The organism is Desulfosporosinus sp. SYSU MS00001 (genome assembly GCF_049943955.1).
In the GTDB taxonomy this organism is placed as follows: Bacteria; Bacillota; Desulfitobacteriia; order Desulfitobacteriales; family Desulfitobacteriaceae; genus Desulfosporosinus.
In genome coordinates this window covers 409,126-425,672 of record NZ_JBNFTW010000002.1, presented here as the reverse complement: position 1 = coordinate 425,672, position 16,547 = coordinate 409,126, and the positions used below count along the sequence as shown (strand labels likewise).

Genomic DNA, 16,547 nt, shown 5'->3' with positions numbered 1-16,547 from the left:
CCCTCTTCTTTGGGTTCCAATTAAAATAAAACAAAAGGCTGCAACAACCATTTTCATGAGTTTGTTACAACCTAGGATCCGTTAGCGTTAACATAATTATTTTATCCATATGAACAAACCATTTGTTGGAGATGGCCTAATTTGCTAATTCAAAAACTCCTTTAGAGGCATTATATATGAAAACCTCCCCAGTTTCAATAGTGTAGTACATACCAATGATATCAATTTCCCGCTTATTATATTTTTCAACTATAAAAGGATAGGTTAATAAATGTTTAATTTGTTCTACGATATTAATTTGCTCCGTTAACCATTCTCTCTTCATTATATCGTCTGGATCGCCTAATTCATCTAAAACTCTCGTTTTAACTGTTTGAGCAAGTTCGAGCCATTTTTTAGTAACAGGCAATTGGTTAAGTTCCTCATCTGAGAGATATATCGAACTGCATCCTCCGCAATTCGAATGACCGCAAATGATGATCTGTTCGACCTTCAAAACATTTACCGCATACTCGATGCAAGCGGTAGTTGCTGACATTGGAGCCTCCTGTTCCAGGACATGATGATACTGAGGAACGATATTGGCGATATTCCTTACCACAAATAATTCGCCTGGTAAAGACTTGGTAATTAGTTCCGGAACAACTCGGGAATCAGAGCAGCCAATAAATAAAGTGTGAGGCTGTTGACCTCGCTTTAAGCGACAAAATAAGTTTTTATGCTCCTCATAATCTTGAGTTCGAAATTTTACTAAACCAGCAATTAATTTATTCATATTAGCACCTCCCTAATTTCAAGGCTTCAAATCTTTATCACAACTGCAGATTAGCATTCAAGTTGTTATTAGTCAATCTCAGATATTATAAAGCGAAATGGTAATGATCAGGTATTTTTATATTCGCACCATTGTTGCAACTCCCGAAAGAATGCCCTGCTTAAAACAAACCAATTTTTGAGCAGGAGGTTATAAATTCATGATTAAAAAATTCATTAATGAGAGTACTAATAGAAAAACCAACGACAACCTTGTCGCTGGCTTCAGAAAGCATGTATAAATTTGTCATTAATTTTTAGGTTTATACGAAGTAGCCATTTCTTTGGCCGCTGCTTTGATGGTCTCAAGCTTATAGCTTTTATTTTTTTGAGTAACTCCAATTAAGTCAAATTTTTCTGCTTTCACTGTCAGAAAAAGTCTTTCCAGGGAAGTAAGGCATGAGGTGAGTCCATTTCCACTTCCCCCTGCAGCTGCTATTTCTATGATCGGTTTGCCTTCCAAGTAAGACTTATCTCTAAAGGCTTCGCAGCGGCGAAGGCGATCCGTGAAGGTTTTAGCTGATTCGCTCATCTCGCCAAAATAAACGGGGGTCACGAAAACAAAAGCATCAAAACCTGCTAAAGAAGCGTGCAGTGCTTGAAATTCATCTTGAACTTGACATTCATGGTCATTTCGACAGGGACCCCATCCACTGCCACAAGCATGACAATGACCGATCTTTTGCCGATTTAGATTGACTAACTTCACATTTCCTCCGGCTGCGAGGATACCTTCTTTGGCAGCGTTCCCACAGGCTGCCGTTAATCCATTTTGATTAGGACTACTCGTAAAAATTATAACATTCATCAAATCATCCTTAACCTTTCAATTACCATGTTACTATATTGTATCAAGAAAATAATATCTTTAAAAGTGTATTTTCTAACATAACTATGTACTATTTTATATGCACTATTTATGTTTCAGAAACGGTATCTTAGTTCATCCAAGTCCTATTCCGGGTATATTGGACGGCGATTTTTTTTGTTTTGAACCCTGATTAGGAAGCTTAAATATATTAAACTTTTAAAAGTAAATATTGTACACATAATAAACAAGTGCAATACTTGCCGGGATTGTAATTGCCAAAAGATAAGCCACAATGGTAGGTTTAATAAGTTCCTCCCAAATAGTCTTCTGTCTCATTACGACGTACTCCTTATTTTTCTCCGGTAATTCTTCTGCTGCTTATCTTCACTCAATCCTTTGTAGAAAACAGGCTCGCTGATCAGGAGCCTGTTTTAACTTGTAATTTTGCGAGTGAAATTTATCCAAGTTTAAGGTCCCGATGTTCAGCTTTAGCTGATCGAGTTCACTCTTTATTACTATTTAACTGAGTCCCTTCCATAATTCCTCGATTATGAAATACCTCATCGACTTCAAGTGTAAGCTGGCCTCCTTTTGCATTTTTTCGACCATTCGACCCGTATTTCGGTGTCTGATCATCATCGACAACACTGACTACACCTGCAGGCTCCCATGGTTGACGATTTAATTGAGAAGCATGCTCTTTGTCATTTTCATTGCCCACTGTTATACCTCCTCAGTGTCCCTATTTCAAGTTGAACCTAAAATGAACTGTCAATTTATGATTTCCCCCACAATTCAAAATTAGTCACTTTTTTTATGATTTTAGATATCTCGTGGATTTATAGTATCCAAAAATGTCCTTTCAGACATAATATAAAGGCGATTTGTATTCTAAATAGAGGGCTGAGGCTGATGCAATGAGTATTCAACAACTGTATAACTCCCCAAAAGCGACGTTAGACGCTTTAAGATTTCCTGAATTACTATTTGTAGAAGATCAACTTCATGAACTACTTAAGAAAGCTGATGGTTTAATTCAAAAAGCTTGTGTTACTTTATTAAAATCAGGCGGTAAACGTGTGCGTCCTTTCCTGACGCTTTACAGTGGAATGTGCTTTAGCCCTTTAAACCCTTTAATGATTAAGGCTTCAGTTGCCGCCGAAATGATTCACATGGCCTCTTTAATTCATGACGATGTCATTGATGAATCTGCGACAAGGCGTGGTAAACCGACAATGAATTCAATCTATGGTGATCATGCGGCCATTCTCACGGGAGATTACCTCTTTGCCGAAGCGTTCAATATACTCTCTACAGAACAGTTATTAAAAACTATGCGCTATTTTATCGAGGCAATTCAAGCCATGTGTGCCGGAGAAGTGAATCAAGCCGAAGCACAATTCTCCGATACTATTGAAAAGGAGCAATACTTTAAGAGAATTGCCCAAAAAACAGGAATTCTTCTGGCTGCCTGCTGCCAATCAGGTGCCCTATTGGCAGACGCCGGGACCGAAGAAATCGAAGCCCTTCGCGAATTCGGACTGAATATTGGATATGCGTATCAAATCACGGATGATATTCTCGATCTGAGCGGCAGCTCGGAATCATTAGGTAAACCTGTAGGAAGCGATCTGCTTAATGGCAACATAACATTGCCCCTTCTCTATCTTATGGATAACCCAGTTTATGGCGATTGGCTGCGAGAAATTTTGAGTTCTCATAAAATTAACCGTCAAGGACTCCAAAGTATTTATGAAGCCTTAATAAGTTCCCGCTCCCTGGAACAAGCATATCTCACGGCTACTCAGTGTATAGACAAAGCAAAAAACTGCTTAGGCAAAATTCCTGCGAGTCCTTACCGAACAGCTCTCATAAATCTCTCAGACTCCATTTTGCTGCGCTCATCTTAAAGGCGCTTATAGTTTCGTAACTGACAGCACAGCCAAAAGAGCACCTTTACGCCTACACCATTACCATTGAGCAATTGCCTGGTTATTAGGCGTATTTCCCGATCCTGACTTTTACCGTCCGATAAGTACATAGCGAGAAGGCCTTGAACGACAGCTCGTTCGAATTTTACAAAATGAAGTGTAGCTGCCTGTTCAAGAGACTTTCTGACAAAAAGTTTCAAGCGAGCAGCTACTCTTTCCGAACTGGAATAGTATGCTACAAAATTTAATTGGTCCGTTTCACGATCTTCACGAAGATCAATGAAATAGTCCAACAAAATATGCAAACCGCAGATCCAAGGAAAGTAAGCTTGATGTGTTTTAGCAACGTCATCTTCCCTTAAATGGACATCGTGAGAAGCTGCATACAAACGGAAAATTCCTAAGGTTGATCCTGTTGCAGCCGCAAATTCCCAGGCTGTAATTGCCGGGTAGAGTTTCGTGTAAGGCTCAATCCATTGAAGCATAACGGATTCTCTTTGGGCAGCGGCTAAATGTTTATAGGTTTGCAGCTTTGAATAAAGCCGAGCCAAATCTAAAGCTGTTTCTTGAACAAGATCATAGGATGGTAAGTCTTTAAGGCATGCTTGGCATGTCCGAACTAGTTGCTCGAGATACCCTCCATCCTGCTGATAAGGATAATACTTGTAATAATCTGACAGATCGGCCTTTGGCAGCAACGCTTCCTCCATTGCCAGATGTAATTGAGCAAAGGCCATTTCATTCTCTACGTCTAAGCTATCTACTAAATTATCCAGATAGTCGCTTATGGTCTGATAAGCGACTATAAATCGTACGGTCTCTCTTAGATTCGCACCGGGATATAAAGCATAGATACTGCCTCCTTGGCAGTGAAACGCTTTGAGACGAATACTTTCCTGGGCCTGCCTGCTAAGACGGGAATCAGGGATTAATTCAGCCCGCTGCTGCCAGATCATAAGTTCTTCTTTAACCATGGGAAAAACCTTAGTCACAAACTTATAGATTAATGTTGCCCGATTGACAGAACTCTTTTTGACTATGCTCATTCCTTGTTCTCCTTGTTTTGCTTAAGGTGTTGGACTTCAGATATAGTCTTGCCAAATATCTGCATTCCTCAACCTTTTTCAACACCTACCCCTTGGTACTTAACTCCGTCCAATATTTAGAAAACATATTCTTAAACGGAAGGGGAATACTAAAATCATTATGACAGAGGGGAGGTTGACTATGAACACAACAAAACCTGAACTCACAGCCAAAAACCTGGCCATCTTAAATGATCAACTCGGTGCTGAAGCGTTACTTGTTCACAAGTTTGCTCAAGCATCCCAAACTGTTCAAGACCCGGCAGTCAGCTCGCAACTATCTTCAATTTCTGAGCTGCATCGTAAACACTATGATACCTTGCTCAATTATCTTAATTCTCATCAATAAATGAAAACAACATCGAACAAATTGACGAGAGCAAAAACCTTACCAGAAAGGGGTGATTTAATTGGCCACACAGACCACATTGTCAGAACAAGAAATCATCACTGACCTGCTGACAAGTGAAAAACATGTTACATCAACTGTAAATACCTTCATCACGGAATCTACCTGTGCCAATTTAAGACAAAACCTGAAGACGATTCTCGATGAAGAGCATAATATTCATGAAAATCTTTACAATATCATGAATTCAAAAGGCTGGTATCCAACGACTGATGCTGAAGCCCAAGAGGTTCAAAAAGCAAAGGATAAATTTAAACCACTTCAATAAGACGCTTTGAGAACCATGTTTACACCGAGTCTCGGCAAGCGCGGTAGACGTTGGCTTACTTATGTATGCAACTATAACCGAAAGTGTAACTTAAAGTTATCTTTAAGTTACACTTTCTAAAAGTATAAAAAAGACGGGGTGCAGTTAACCCCGTCTTTTTTATAGTCTTTATTTTCTGTCACTGAGGCCCCGATGCTCAGCTTTAGTTGAACGATTTTACTCGGCTTTATCCAGATTAACTGCTTTATTTTCCGAAGGATTTGGCACGCTCTCGTCACCTTGACTCGCTGTCTTAAATTCTTTGATTCCCTTACCTAAAGCTTTCCCCACATCCGGCAATTTTCCCGGACCAAAAATAACTAAAGCAATAACCAGAAAGATACCTGCCTCCAAAGGGGACACAAAACCAAACGTTGTCAACATCTGATCCACCTCCATAAAATTTTGACTATAATACAGTAGAAAACTATTACGTCTTGAAATTAGAATATAGTACAAGTTAATCCTATCGTATTGCGAAACAACAAGCAATATGTTTTTTGTGGAAAGTTAGAAAAAGACTGCATGAAAGCAAGTCTTTTTCTTCAGTTCCTTCAATATTGATATCTCTTCGAGATATAACTTGCTCTTTAAAATAATTTACTTTTCGTTAAAGATTTCTTCGTAAGCGAGATATAAGTTCCAAATGACCTCCCATAATTCACCCTGAGCCACAGTAACATTCAAACCAAGATCCTTGGCCTCTTGATGCCCTATGGGATATCCATGAGAAAAATACCCCTCAGTCAATGCCCGAGCCACCCTTTCAATACGTTCCGGAGAATCCTTGAACATGTAGTTCGACATCAATATTTCTGCATATTGACGTGAAGCCTTAATTGTTTTTTCATAATCACCAATAAGCCAAGGGTCAAGCTTATTGAGCATTGGAGTTGCCAAAAATGAAACAACTTCGGGATCACCGCTGGTAGTAATTGATCGCTGCAAGTAATCAAAACAATGCCAAACGGCTTGAACTGGTACAAGAATATCCTTATACACAGGATGTTTCACAAGAGGATCAATAGGTCCCAATTCAGAAAGAGGCCCCATGATGACCTCATCAGCTCCGAGAACCAACATCGATGCGGCGGACTTAGCCGCAAAAGGGACAATAATAGAAAATTCCTGGCAAAATTCCCGAATTAACATAACCACTTTATAAGGAGTATCTACAGTTCCGCCATAACTATGCAGGATCAAATCAATTTTTGGAGTCGGTCCAATTTTCTTAAGTTGTTTATACAGAGGTACTAAAATGGAATCATCCAGCGGAGAATATGAAAAATAGACTAAGACTTTGGAATTCCTCAATCCTTCTAAACGTTCGAGCAAATTAACACGTTCTTCTTCGTTCAAACCAAGTCCCCTCCCAGCCATCCTCACGTACCATATTATTCCAATAATTGTTTGGTCGTGAATGTCCCGAGATCAGGAATGACAAAATGACAATTAGGAGGGCTTCTTGGGCAGGGTTACATTAACCTTTGATTTTTCATGACAGCTCTGACAAAATTCTTCCCCGCCAAGACCTTTTTTTTCATGACAAGGGTAACATTGTTTCCAAGGCTGCTGATTATTATTGACCGCATAACCATGACCATGCGGCCCGTTAATCCAGACGTCTTTAGGAATTGAAGCGTGTGGATTAGAAGGATCGTGGTTTTGCGAAATAATGATGACGGCAACTAAAGCCCCAAACAAAGCCACGGTAATGATCGTTCTTAATAAACGTTTTCTGTCCATAGTTTTAAAGCACCCCTGTCGAATCACACTTGGCGGTATTTATCATAGTGTCGTTGCTCTGGCAGCCAGTCAGCACCGACACTTTGGCCTTTCTAGAGGGTTTTTATGACTAAGCGGGCTTGCTCAAGAGTATTATCGATATCGGCATCAGTGTGTGCCGTCGATAAGAAAACCGCCTCAAACTGGCTCGGTGCTAAGTAAATACCCTTTTCAAGCATGCCGCTGAAGTACTTAGCAAACCGTTCGACGTCTGATGTACAGGCGCTTGCAAAATCTTTAACAGGACCCTCGGTAAAAAAGACGGAAAACATGGCCCCGAGAGCATTGACCCATACGGGGAGCCCAACCTCTTGAGCAATACGTTTTAAACCTTCCGCCAGGCGAGTTGTCTTGCGATTAAGTTCCTCATAAACACCGGGTTGTTGTAACAATTTAAGAGTAGTCAATCCGGCATTCATGGCCAAGGGATTTCCTGATAAGGTCCCCGCTTGATAAATAGGACCACTGGGCGCTATTTGCTCCATATAACGTTTTTTTCCGCCATAAGCCCCCACGGGCAGACCTCCGCCGATCACTTTGCCCAAACAGGTCAAATCCGGATCAATTCCATAATGGGCTTGGGCGCCGCCATAGCTGATGCGAAAACCCGTCATCACTTCATCAAAGATCAGTAATGAACCGTACTCTTCCGTCAAACGGCGGACACCCTGCAGGAATCCTTCTTCCGGCAAAACCACACCCATATTGCCTGTAACCGGTTCGAGAATTACTCCGGCAATATCTTCCCCTTCACGTTGAAAAATTTCCCGAAGTCCTTCCAAATCATTATACTTTGCGGAAATAGTCGTCGCTGCGGTTTGGGGAGGGACACCGGGGGATGTCGGTACACCGAAGGTCAGAGCACCACTTCCGGCCTTAATTAAAAGCTGATCGGCATGCCCATGATAACATCCTTCAAATTTGACAATCTTTGTTCTGCCGGTAACGCCTCTTGCCAGACGCAAGGCACTCATCGTAGCTTCCGTCCCGGAGTTAACCATGCGAATCATTTCCATTGAGGGGTATGCTTTAAGCACTTCCTCAGCCAGGTCAGTTTCGACTTCAGTCGGGGCACCATAGCTTGTTCCTCGTTCTGTTACTCGTTTAATCGCTGCCACGACCTCAGGATGAGCATGACCAACAATGAGCGGCCCCCAGGAACCCACATAATCCAGATAACGATTGCCGTCAATATCCCAGAGATAAGCACCCTCAGCCCGATCAATAAATACAGGATCTCTGCCTACCGATTTAAAGGCTCTTACTGGAGAATTAACACCGCCAGGAATAACTCTTTTGGCTTTAGCAAAGGCTTGGCTGCTTTTTTTATCAACAAACGGCAAGTGAATGACCCCCTTTAACGAGTCTAAAACGACTCTTCTTCAAGAAAATACTGCATGCTGCTCTTTTTCAATTCAGCCGTACTAAAAAGCATAGAATACTCTGTAACGCCGGTTGCCTGAGAAATTCTTTTCATAATCTCGTCACAATCCTCAATGGTCTTCCCGTGAATCATCGTGAAGACGTTATATGGCCAATCAGGCAAGGTTGGTCTTTCGTAACAATGACTCACTTCTTTAAATTGAGCCATTATTTTGCCAACCTCCTCTGCACGAGCAGGCTCAACCTGCCAAACGCCCATTGAATTGGCGACAAAACCAGCTTTTTGGTGCCGCAATACTGCACCAAAGCGACGCAAAACCTTAGCATCAAGTAGGTTCCTGGCACGGAAAATCAGCTTCTCAGCCGGCCAGTTAAGCCTTTCGGCCAATACACTAAACGGAGTTGGCGAGTCCGGCAAATCACCTTGAATTATTTGAATTACAGATATATCATCATTCGTTAAATCATAGGGTTGGCTGCTTGCACTATGGGTTATAGCTTTTTCTCCGTTTTCCGGAGAATTTAATGGTTCTTCCTGAGTATCTTCTTCTTCGCTAAAATCAAAGTTTACATTAATTTTAAATAAGTGCGTTGCCGGAAGGTTATAGACCTCAGAAATACCTAAATCCGTGCGAATGTTGTGAATGATATGCTCTGCAGCTTCTTCTGAACGGGCTATCAATGTAAACCAGACATTATAGTCATGATTGCGAACATAATTATGCGTTATACCCGGGATTTTATTAATCAATTTGGCTAGAGCCGGGATTTTCTCTGCCGGAACTTTTGCTGCACACAAGGTACTAAAATAACCTAACTTCCGCGAATCAAAAACTCCGCCCAGGCGACGGATAATTCCTTCCCGGCGGAGTTTTTGAATCCGCGAGAAGGCATCTTCTTCTGTCGTACCTACAATTTGGCCAAGAATTTTGTAGGGATGAACGTCGATAGGAAATTGTTTCTGGATCTCGTTAAGTAAAGCGCGATCGGCAGAATCCATACTAAACCCCCTTCCTTCCCTGATGCAAGCACCACGGCTCCTCAGCCATGTAGTCCCCTTCATTGTTGCAAGCATTTGTTGTATGCCAAGATACTAGCACAAACGCCCCTCCTCGTTTAACCAACGTGCAACATCAAGGGCATGATACGTAATCAATAAATCGGCTCCCGCACGTTTCATACTGACCAATGCTTCCATCACGATACGTTTTTCATCAATCCACCCGTTGGCAGCTGCAGCTTTTACCATGGAATACTCCCCGCTGACGTTATAAGCTGCGATAGGCAGTCCAAATCTTTCTTTAGTGCGATAAATGATATCGCCATAGGCCAATGCGGGCTTAACAATAATTAGATCCGCACCTTCTTCAACATCTAACGAAGTCTCCAGCATGGCTTCATTTCCGTTAGGCGGGTCCATTTGATAGGTACGGCGATCCCCAAATTGAGGCGCTGAACCTGCCGCTTCGCGGAAGGGCCCATAGAACCCTGAAGCAAATTTTGCCGAATAAGCCATGATAGGTATATGGGCATAACCTTCCTTATCCAGCAAATCACGAATAGCGGCAACTCTTCCATCCATCATGTCAGAAGGGGCTACCATATCCGCCCCGGCCCGGGCATGAGAAAGCGCAGTTTGAGCTAGAAGGTCTAACGTCGGATCGTTCAAAATCTGTCCTTGTTCAATCAAGCCGCAATGTCCATGGTCGGTATATTCACAAAGACATACATCCGTAATAACATACAGATCAGGATAATATTTTTTGGCGATGCGCACAGCTTCCTGGACAATACCATGCTCCGCATAGGCCCCTGAACCAACACTGTCTTTGCTCTCGGGAATTCCAAACAGCAAAATCGCAGGTATCCCTAATTTTACCACTTCATCCAAGGCTTTTACAAATTCGTCCAGAGAAAAGTTATATACTCCCGGCATTGCGGAAATTTCCACTCTCTTCTTCTCACCCGGCATGACAAACATTGGATAAATTAAATCATCAATGCGAAGATGATTTTCCCTGACCATCTTCCGAATTGTCTCACTTGCCCGTAAGCGCCGCGGGCGTCTTCTCAGATCCATGCCACTTACCTCCTAAAATACTTTATCCTAACACAAGGCATTTTTGCTGCTCCGAAAATTTATCGTCCTCAAAGGGAAATTGCCTCGTTCAGCTGCATCATTCTCTTAGTTTTCTCTTACCCCAATTTCCTCGTCTGTCAGATAGCAAGCTGGGTCAGATTCCCAGAAGTCTCCTGTCACAGCCTCCGCACGAGTCCGGAAGTTACCGTTACACATATCCAAGTACTTACAGGCAGCACAGCGTCCTTTCAGCAAGGGCTTCCTATCTTTAAGCCCGGCAAGAATGGGCTGCGACACATCTGTCCAAATATCGCCGAATTTACGTTCCCTAACATTGCCGAAGGTAATATGTTGGGTAAATTGGTCAGGATGCACATACCCCATAGGATCAACTTCGCCGAAGGCAATTCCTGAACGGTTCCCTCCGTTAAGGCCAATCAGGCCCTTAATCCTTTCAGCCTTCTCCGGGTCATCTTTAAGCGCTTGAACGTACATATATACACCATCACAGTGATTATCGACGGTTAAAATTTCCTTTTTCAATCCTCGTTCTTCAAAATCCCGCGTACGGCGAATGATTGTCTCCATTGCCCGGCGAGATTCTTCCGGAGTGACATCATCACTGATCATTTTACTGCCGCGGCCTGAATAAACCAAATGGTAAAAGCAGACTCTGTCTATATTTTCGTCTTCGATAAAATCAAAAATTTTATCTAATTCCTGCAGATTATGATGATTAATTGTAAAACGAAGCCCTACTCGCTGGCCAACGGCAACACAGTTTTGAATGCCCTCCATAGCTGCCTTAAACGCGCCTTCTTTACCCCGAAATTTATCATTCACATCTTGAAGGCCATCTAAGGAGATCCCCACATAGGAAACGCCAATTTCTTTCAGCCGTTTGGCAACCTCAGGAGTAATTAGGGTACCATTGGTTGATAAGGTTGCCCGTAATCCTTTGGAAATCGCATACTCTGCCAACTCGAAAAAATCGGGGCGAATTAAGGGTTCTCCGCCTGAAAAAAGAATGACAGGCGATTTAAAGTCCGCCAAGTCATCGATAAAATGCTTGCCTTCTTCAGTCGTTAATTCTCCTGTATATTTTTGAGCATCAGATTCCATATAGCAGTGAGCACATTTCAAATTGCACGTACGTGTCGTGTTCCAAACAACGACAGGACCGGAGTCCGTCGTTGTGCCATGTTTTGCACCATGGGAATTCTGACTGTAGCGCAAAGAATCCCCGAAATACTCAGTATCAAATAGAAGCTTAGTAATACTAATCATGTTTTTTTCCCTCCAGTAAGGCTTCAACAAGTCCTTGAATGGTATATTCTGAAGCTTCTCGATGAATTGTCAGGCCCATTTCCCGGGCGGTAGCACTCGTAATCGGCCCAATTGAATAAAGCACAACATTCTGCAATAACTCTATTTTTCCGTCCAATAATTTAATAAAATTCTTCACCGTTGATGAACTTGTAAACGTCACCCTATCTATTTCCTTATTTTGCAGCATTCTTTGCAGATCTGCCCGATTTGCATTGCCGAGAATTGTTTTATAGGCAGGGACATCCCAAACCTCAACGCCCATGGCTTTAAGGGAATCAGGAAGGATATTTCTGGCTTCTTCAGCCCTGGCCAGTAATACCTTATCCCCTGCCTTTACGCGGTGCCTTAAGCCTTCGACAACCTTTTCGGCCCGATACTCTTCAGGTACAAAGGCCACACGCAGTCCTCGTTTCTCCAGGGCTGCTTTTGTGGCCGGACCGATAGCAACAAGCTCTATGCCCGCTAAATCCCGGACGTCTCCTTGCTGTTTCAGAAGTTCGGCAAAAAACGTTTCAACTCCGTTGACACTTGTGAAAATAAGCCATTGAAAACTCTTCAATTCTTTTAGAGCTTTCAATAACAAAGACCCATCTGTTGGCGGAGCAATCTCGATTGTCGGAAATTCCCAGGCCTCTCCGCCCAGTGCCTCAATGGCTTGAGATAACTCACTTGCTTGATGACGAGCACGGGTGACAATAATTCTCTGGCCAAATAAAGGTTTCTTTTCAAACCATTGAAGTTTTTCCCGCAAAGAAACGACCTCGCCGACAATGATAATCGAAGGATTGGTAAACCCTTCTTCTTTGACCTTTTCGGCAATGTTACTCAACGATCCCACCAAGGTGCGCTGTTCCGGCCTTGTTCCCCATTGAATAATACCGACAGGAGTACTCGGTTCTTTTCCGTTCTCCATAAGTTTTTGGGCAATCAAAGGGAGATTCTCCATACCCATGAGAAATACAAGCGTCCCGTGAGATCGGGCAATATGATTCCACTGAATTGCGGTTTCATTTTTGGTGGGATCTTCGTGACCTGTTATAACAGCAAAGGATGAGGTTAAGTCACGATGAGTAACGGGAATTCCTGCATAAGCCGGAACTGAAATAGCCGATGTAATCCCCGGAACCACTTCGAAGGGAATTCCTGCTTCCAATAAAGCTTCGGCCTCTTCCCCACCTCTCCCAAATACAAAAGGATCCCCACCTTTAAGACGGGTAACAATTTTCCCTTCAAGTCCTTTAGTAACGAGCAGTTGGTTAATCTCATCCTGCTTAAGGGTATGACGATCCGGTGATTTCCCAACATAGATAAGTTCACACTCTGGACGTGCCAGATTCAAAAGCCTCCGGGACGCCAAACGGTCGTAAACTAAAACATCCGCTTTGGCAATACATTCAGAGCCTTTAAGGGTAATTAGCTTTGGATCTCCCGGACCGGCACCAACTAAATATACATATCCTTTATTCAAAACAGAACACTCCTATCTATGCTGAAAATGCCATTAAGAAAAGGGGGACGGTTCTAATTATCTAGAACCGTCCCATGTTCCTTGAGTTTGAAACCATGGGATTATCATTAATTATATCAAATCCTCAAACATATATTGTGATCTGAAGCACTTAGTCTCAAGTTTTGGCCATAACTCCAGGACAACAAACTAAATTTAGTTCCTAACGAATTTCCGCTAAAATTTCTGCGGCTCCTAAGCTAAGCAATTGATCGGCAGCTTCGACCCCAACCTTCTCAGGATCAATCCCTTTCCCCTGCACTTTAAGCAAACGATTACCATCAAGACTGGAAACCATTGCTTTAAGATGAATCTCTCCGGACTTAATCTGTCCCAAAGCACCGATGGGAACCTGACATCCGCCCTCAAGCCTGCGCATTAACGCTCGTTCAGCGCAAACGGCTTTTTCGGTCTCAGGGTGATTAAGCTGAGCTGACAATTCACGAATATCGTCCCGATGTTCAGCAATTTCAACCGCAATAGATCCTTGACCCACTGCTGAAAGCATTATATCCTCAGATAAAATTTGGGTAATCCTCTCTTCCCATCCTAATCGTTTTACCCCTGCCGCAGCCAATACAATCCCATCCATTTCAGACTCCTGCAGTTTGCGCCAGCGTGTTTGCAGGTTTCCCCGCAAATCCATAAAGCGCAGATCAGGTCGGTAATGTTTAAGCTGAGACTTCCGGCGCAGACTGCTCGTTCCTACCAAAGCTCCCTCAGGCAGCTCTTCCAGGAGTCTTCCATTCTTGCTTAAAAAAACATCTCTTGGTTCTTCTCGTTCACAAAAAGCACAAATATGCAAACCTTGCGGCAAAATCGTCGGCAGGTCCTTAAGGCTGTGAATCGCCATATCCAATTGATTATTTAACAATCCATGTTCCAATTCTTTTGTGAATAACCCTTTATCTCCGATTTTTGCCAAGGGTACATCTAAAATTTTATCACCTTTGGTCTTCATCGGCACGAGCTCAAAACTAAATTGAGGATAGAGGAGCTCAAGTTGGTGTTTCACCCACTCCGCTTGCCACATGGCTAATTGACTGTCTCGAGTTCCGATTCGAATGTTCTTCATTCTGCCCTCCCATGACGCACAGGTCCAAGATGCTGATTCACAATGGTCATTTGCCGTTTCGTTTCCTCTTCAACGTCTAAGTCAAAAAGGTTTTGTAAAATTTCCGTATACAAATGCCCTTGAGATGTGGATGCATACTCTTTAAGATTGGTGATTGGTAAATGTAAAAGCTGATTAACAATGGAGTTAGCCATTGAACTGACAATCTTCTCTTGTTTCGGTGTTAATCCGCCTAACCGCTCTAAGGCACGTTCGAGTTGGACATCTTTTATTTGTTGACCTTTTTGCTGCAAGGCAACAATGGTTGGAACAACAAACAATGAATTATGCCATTTTACGAAACGATTCATTTCTTCATCAATAATCTTTTCGGCTTTGAGAGCGGCGAGTTCGCGTTCCTGATGATGCCGGTCGATCACTCCCCGTAAATCATCGATATCAAACAAGGTGATATTCGCAAGCTCTCTGACCGCAGGATGTATATCGCGCGGAACAGCTATATCAATGAGCAATAAGGGACGTCCCTGACGTTTTTTCATGATCGTCTCCATACGCTCAGGTTGAATCACAAAATGAGTCGCTGCTGTGGCCGAAATTACAATATCTACTGTCTCCAGATACTTATCCATTTCATCAAAGCGTACAGCTTGTCCCGCAAATTCCTTAGCTAAGGAGACTGCTTTCTCATAAGATCGATTGGAAACCATGACTGTCGAAGCTCCAGCCGCTACTAAATTTCTAATGGTTAAGGTGCTCATTTCGCCGGCGCCTAAAATTAAAATCCCTTTGCCTTGCAGCTCTCCATACTGCTGCTTGGCAAGCTCAACCGCCGTATAGCTGATGGATACAGGATGTTGGTCGATTTGAGTCTCCGTACGTATTCGTTTACCCACAGCAAGGGCAGTTTGAAAGAAAACATTAATGGCCTTGTTTGTAACCTCGGCGTCATTAGCTTGCTGATAGGCATTGGCAACCTGGCCGATGATCTGAGTTTCCCCGCGAACCATTGAGTCTAAGCCTGCCGTCACCCGAAAGAGATGGCGTATAGCATCGTAAAGGGTATGCACATAGAGATATTGGCTCAAAAGTTTTTCTTCAATACCGTGATGAACCGACAAGAATTTTTTGATCGAGGCGGTACCCACCTCAACGTCAGTCGTTGCAGCGTATATCTCAGTGCGATTACAGGTACTGAGAATTAATACTCCTTCAAGCCCCGGATAACTCCTGAGGGTTTTTAAGGCATCCTGAATTTGGGAGGGATGAAAACTCATTTTTTCTCTGATTTCCACTGGTGTACTTTGGTGGTTTAATCCAACAGCGACAGGAAACACTGTTTAATCACTCCTTCCGCTTCGGATAGACGATCCCCTTGAATAAGTTTTCTTACTTCGCCGTCCGTTATACGATCCCAAAAAAAGCCCCGTTTTTCGGGAGGTAAACTTGTTTTTACTTTGCTACGCCAGGTTTTCAATAAGGACAGATACTCTTTCATCTCAGAGCCATAAAGCATTTCCAATTCCTGACGAATTTGCCGAGCTACAATGGGGCTGCTTCCACCTGTAGAAACGGCAATTTTTAAATCGCCCTGTTCCATAATGGAAGGAACAATAAAGCTGCATTTTTCCGGATCGTCCACAACGTTTACAGGACGATGTTGGGTTTTAGCATCAAGTGACACTCGTTGATTAACATCTTCATTCTCTGTACAGGAAAAAACAAGGCAAGCTTCTCCAATATCTTCTGAAGAATACTCTTTTTCCAGCCAATAACATGTTCTTTCATCAATTAAAGTCCTCAGTTCCGGCAAGACTTTTGGGGAAACAATCCGAACAACGGCACCATTACTCAAAAGGGTTTGAACCTTCCGCAGTGCAACGTTGCCTCCTCCGACGACCAAAACAGACTGATCTTTCAAATCCATAAAAATCGGATAAAACTGCGGCATAAAACACTGTCACCTTCTCCAACTTTCTCCTAGATATAATTCGCCCTATTCAGACATTTCCCCTGCCCATCCTTAAGATTTCTT

The 16,547-nt window shown here is 42.7% G+C and carries 18 protein-coding genes; 3 read left to right on the top strand and 15 right to left on the bottom strand.

The features are described 5' to 3' along the window. Positions 1–136 precede the first annotated feature (136 nt). The 3 genes from ACPUYX_RS05425 to ACPUYX_RS05415 all read right to left on the bottom strand — a co-directional run bounded on the left by ACPUYX_RS05425 (position 137) and on the right by ACPUYX_RS05415 (position 2,345). Positions 137–775, bottom strand: coding sequence for a carbonic anhydrase (locus ACPUYX_RS05425; protein WP_426378687.1), 639 nt, complete (start codon positions 773–775; stop codon positions 137–139). A 288-nt stretch (positions 776–1,063) separates the two neighbouring features. Next, positions 1,064–1,621 (bottom strand): flavodoxin family protein, encoded by a 558-nt coding sequence (locus tag ACPUYX_RS05420; RefSeq protein ID WP_426378686.1) that lies wholly within the window; start codon positions 1,619–1,621, stop codon positions 1,064–1,066. Between the two features lie 505 nt (positions 1,622–2,126). Then, positions 2,127–2,345 carry a hypothetical protein gene (locus ACPUYX_RS05415; protein ID WP_426378685.1) on the bottom strand — a complete coding sequence of 73 codons (219 nt, stop codon included), beginning with the start codon at positions 2,343–2,345 and terminating at the stop codon, positions 2,127–2,129. Between the two features lie 196 nt (positions 2,346–2,541). Here ACPUYX_RS05415 and ACPUYX_RS05410 point away from each other — a divergent pair, with 196 nt between their 5' ends. Beyond that, the gene (locus tag ACPUYX_RS05410) at positions 2,542–3,534 is read left to right on the top strand and encodes a polyprenyl synthetase family protein (RefSeq protein ID WP_426378684.1); all 993 of its coding nucleotides are present in this window, start codon (positions 2,542–2,544) and stop codon (positions 3,532–3,534) included. On the opposite strand, the gene ACPUYX_RS05405 is transcribed toward ACPUYX_RS05410, so the two are convergent. Continuing rightward, the gene (locus tag ACPUYX_RS05405) at positions 3,531–4,601 is read right to left on the bottom strand and encodes a tetraprenyl-beta-curcumene synthase family protein (RefSeq protein ID WP_426378683.1); all 1,071 of its coding nucleotides are present in this window, start codon (positions 4,599–4,601) and stop codon (positions 3,531–3,533) included. The genes ACPUYX_RS05410 and ACPUYX_RS05405 overlap by 4 nt on opposite strands. 181 nt (positions 4,602–4,782) lie before the next feature. On the opposite strand from ACPUYX_RS05405, the gene ACPUYX_RS05400 reads away from it, so the two are divergent. Together ACPUYX_RS05400 and ACPUYX_RS05395 are read left to right on the top strand one after the other, a co-directional pair. After that, positions 4,783–4,989 (top strand): hypothetical protein, encoded by a 207-nt coding sequence (locus ACPUYX_RS05400; RefSeq protein WP_047809385.1) that lies wholly within the window; start codon positions 4,783–4,785, stop codon positions 4,987–4,989. A gap of 61 nt (positions 4,990–5,050) precedes the next feature. After that, positions 5,051–5,317, top strand: coding sequence for a spore coat protein (locus ACPUYX_RS05395; RefSeq protein ID WP_088226732.1), 267 nt, complete (start codon positions 5,051–5,053; stop codon positions 5,315–5,317). Between the two features lie 216 nt (positions 5,318–5,533). Here ACPUYX_RS05395 and tatA read toward each other — a convergent pair whose 3' ends face one another. The 11 genes from tatA to ACPUYX_RS05340 form a co-directional block, all read right to left on the bottom strand. Beyond that, the gene (tatA, locus tag ACPUYX_RS05390; protein WP_426378682.1) at positions 5,534–5,740 is read right to left on the bottom strand and encodes a twin-arginine translocase TatA/TatE family subunit; all 207 of its coding nucleotides are present in this window, start codon (positions 5,738–5,740) and stop codon (positions 5,534–5,536) included. Between the two features lie 216 nt (positions 5,741–5,956). Further along, positions 5,957–6,715: an SDH family Clp fold serine proteinase gene (locus tag ACPUYX_RS05385; protein ID WP_426378681.1), complete on the bottom strand. Its 759-nt coding sequence runs from the start codon at positions 6,713–6,715 to the stop codon at positions 5,957–5,959. 93 nt (positions 6,716–6,808) lie between these two features. Then, a complete protein-coding gene (locus ACPUYX_RS05380) occupies positions 6,809–7,102 on the bottom strand; it encodes a hypothetical protein (RefSeq protein ID WP_426378680.1) in 294 nt (97 codons plus the stop codon). A 92-nt stretch (positions 7,103–7,194) separates the two neighbouring features. Then, the gene (gene hemL / locus ACPUYX_RS05375) at positions 7,195–8,484 is read right to left on the bottom strand and encodes a glutamate-1-semialdehyde 2,1-aminomutase (protein ID WP_426378679.1); all 1,290 of its coding nucleotides are present in this window, start codon (positions 8,482–8,484) and stop codon (positions 7,195–7,197) included. 23 nt (positions 8,485–8,507) lie between these two features. Further along, positions 8,508–9,524, bottom strand: a complete 1,017-nt coding sequence (locus ACPUYX_RS05370) for an Lrp/AsnC family transcriptional regulator (RefSeq protein ID WP_426378678.1) — start codon at positions 9,522–9,524, stop codon at positions 8,508–8,510. A 93-nt stretch (positions 9,525–9,617) separates the two neighbouring features. Further along, a complete protein-coding gene (hemB, locus tag ACPUYX_RS05365) occupies positions 9,618–10,604 on the bottom strand; it encodes a porphobilinogen synthase (protein WP_426378677.1) in 987 nt (328 codons plus the stop codon). Between the two features lie 105 nt (positions 10,605–10,709). Continuing rightward, entirely contained in the window at positions 10,710–11,891 is a 1,182-nt protein-coding gene (nirJ1, locus tag ACPUYX_RS05360; RefSeq protein WP_426378676.1) for a putative heme d1 biosynthesis radical SAM protein NirJ1, read from the bottom strand. Beyond that, a complete protein-coding gene (gene cobA, locus ACPUYX_RS05355; protein WP_426378675.1) occupies positions 11,884–13,401 on the bottom strand; it encodes a uroporphyrinogen-III C-methyltransferase in 1,518 nt (505 codons plus the stop codon). The genes nirJ1 and cobA overlap by 8 nt, the downstream gene beginning before the upstream one ends. Before the next feature lie 202 nt (positions 13,402–13,603). Further along, positions 13,604–14,515, bottom strand: a complete 912-nt coding sequence (hemC, locus tag ACPUYX_RS05350) for a hydroxymethylbilane synthase (RefSeq protein ID WP_426378674.1) — start codon at positions 14,513–14,515, stop codon at positions 13,604–13,606. Then, a complete protein-coding gene (hemA, locus tag ACPUYX_RS05345; RefSeq protein WP_426378673.1) occupies positions 14,512–15,849 on the bottom strand; it encodes a glutamyl-tRNA reductase in 1,338 nt (445 codons plus the stop codon). Before hemA ends, hemC begins: the two co-directional genes overlap by 4 nt. Beyond that, on the bottom strand, positions 15,825–16,463 hold the full coding sequence (locus ACPUYX_RS05340) for a precorrin-2 dehydrogenase/sirohydrochlorin ferrochelatase family protein (RefSeq protein WP_426378672.1): 639 nt from the start codon (positions 16,461–16,463) through the stop codon (positions 15,825–15,827). Before ACPUYX_RS05340 ends, hemA begins: the two co-directional genes overlap by 25 nt. Positions 16,464–16,547 lie beyond the last annotated feature (84 nt).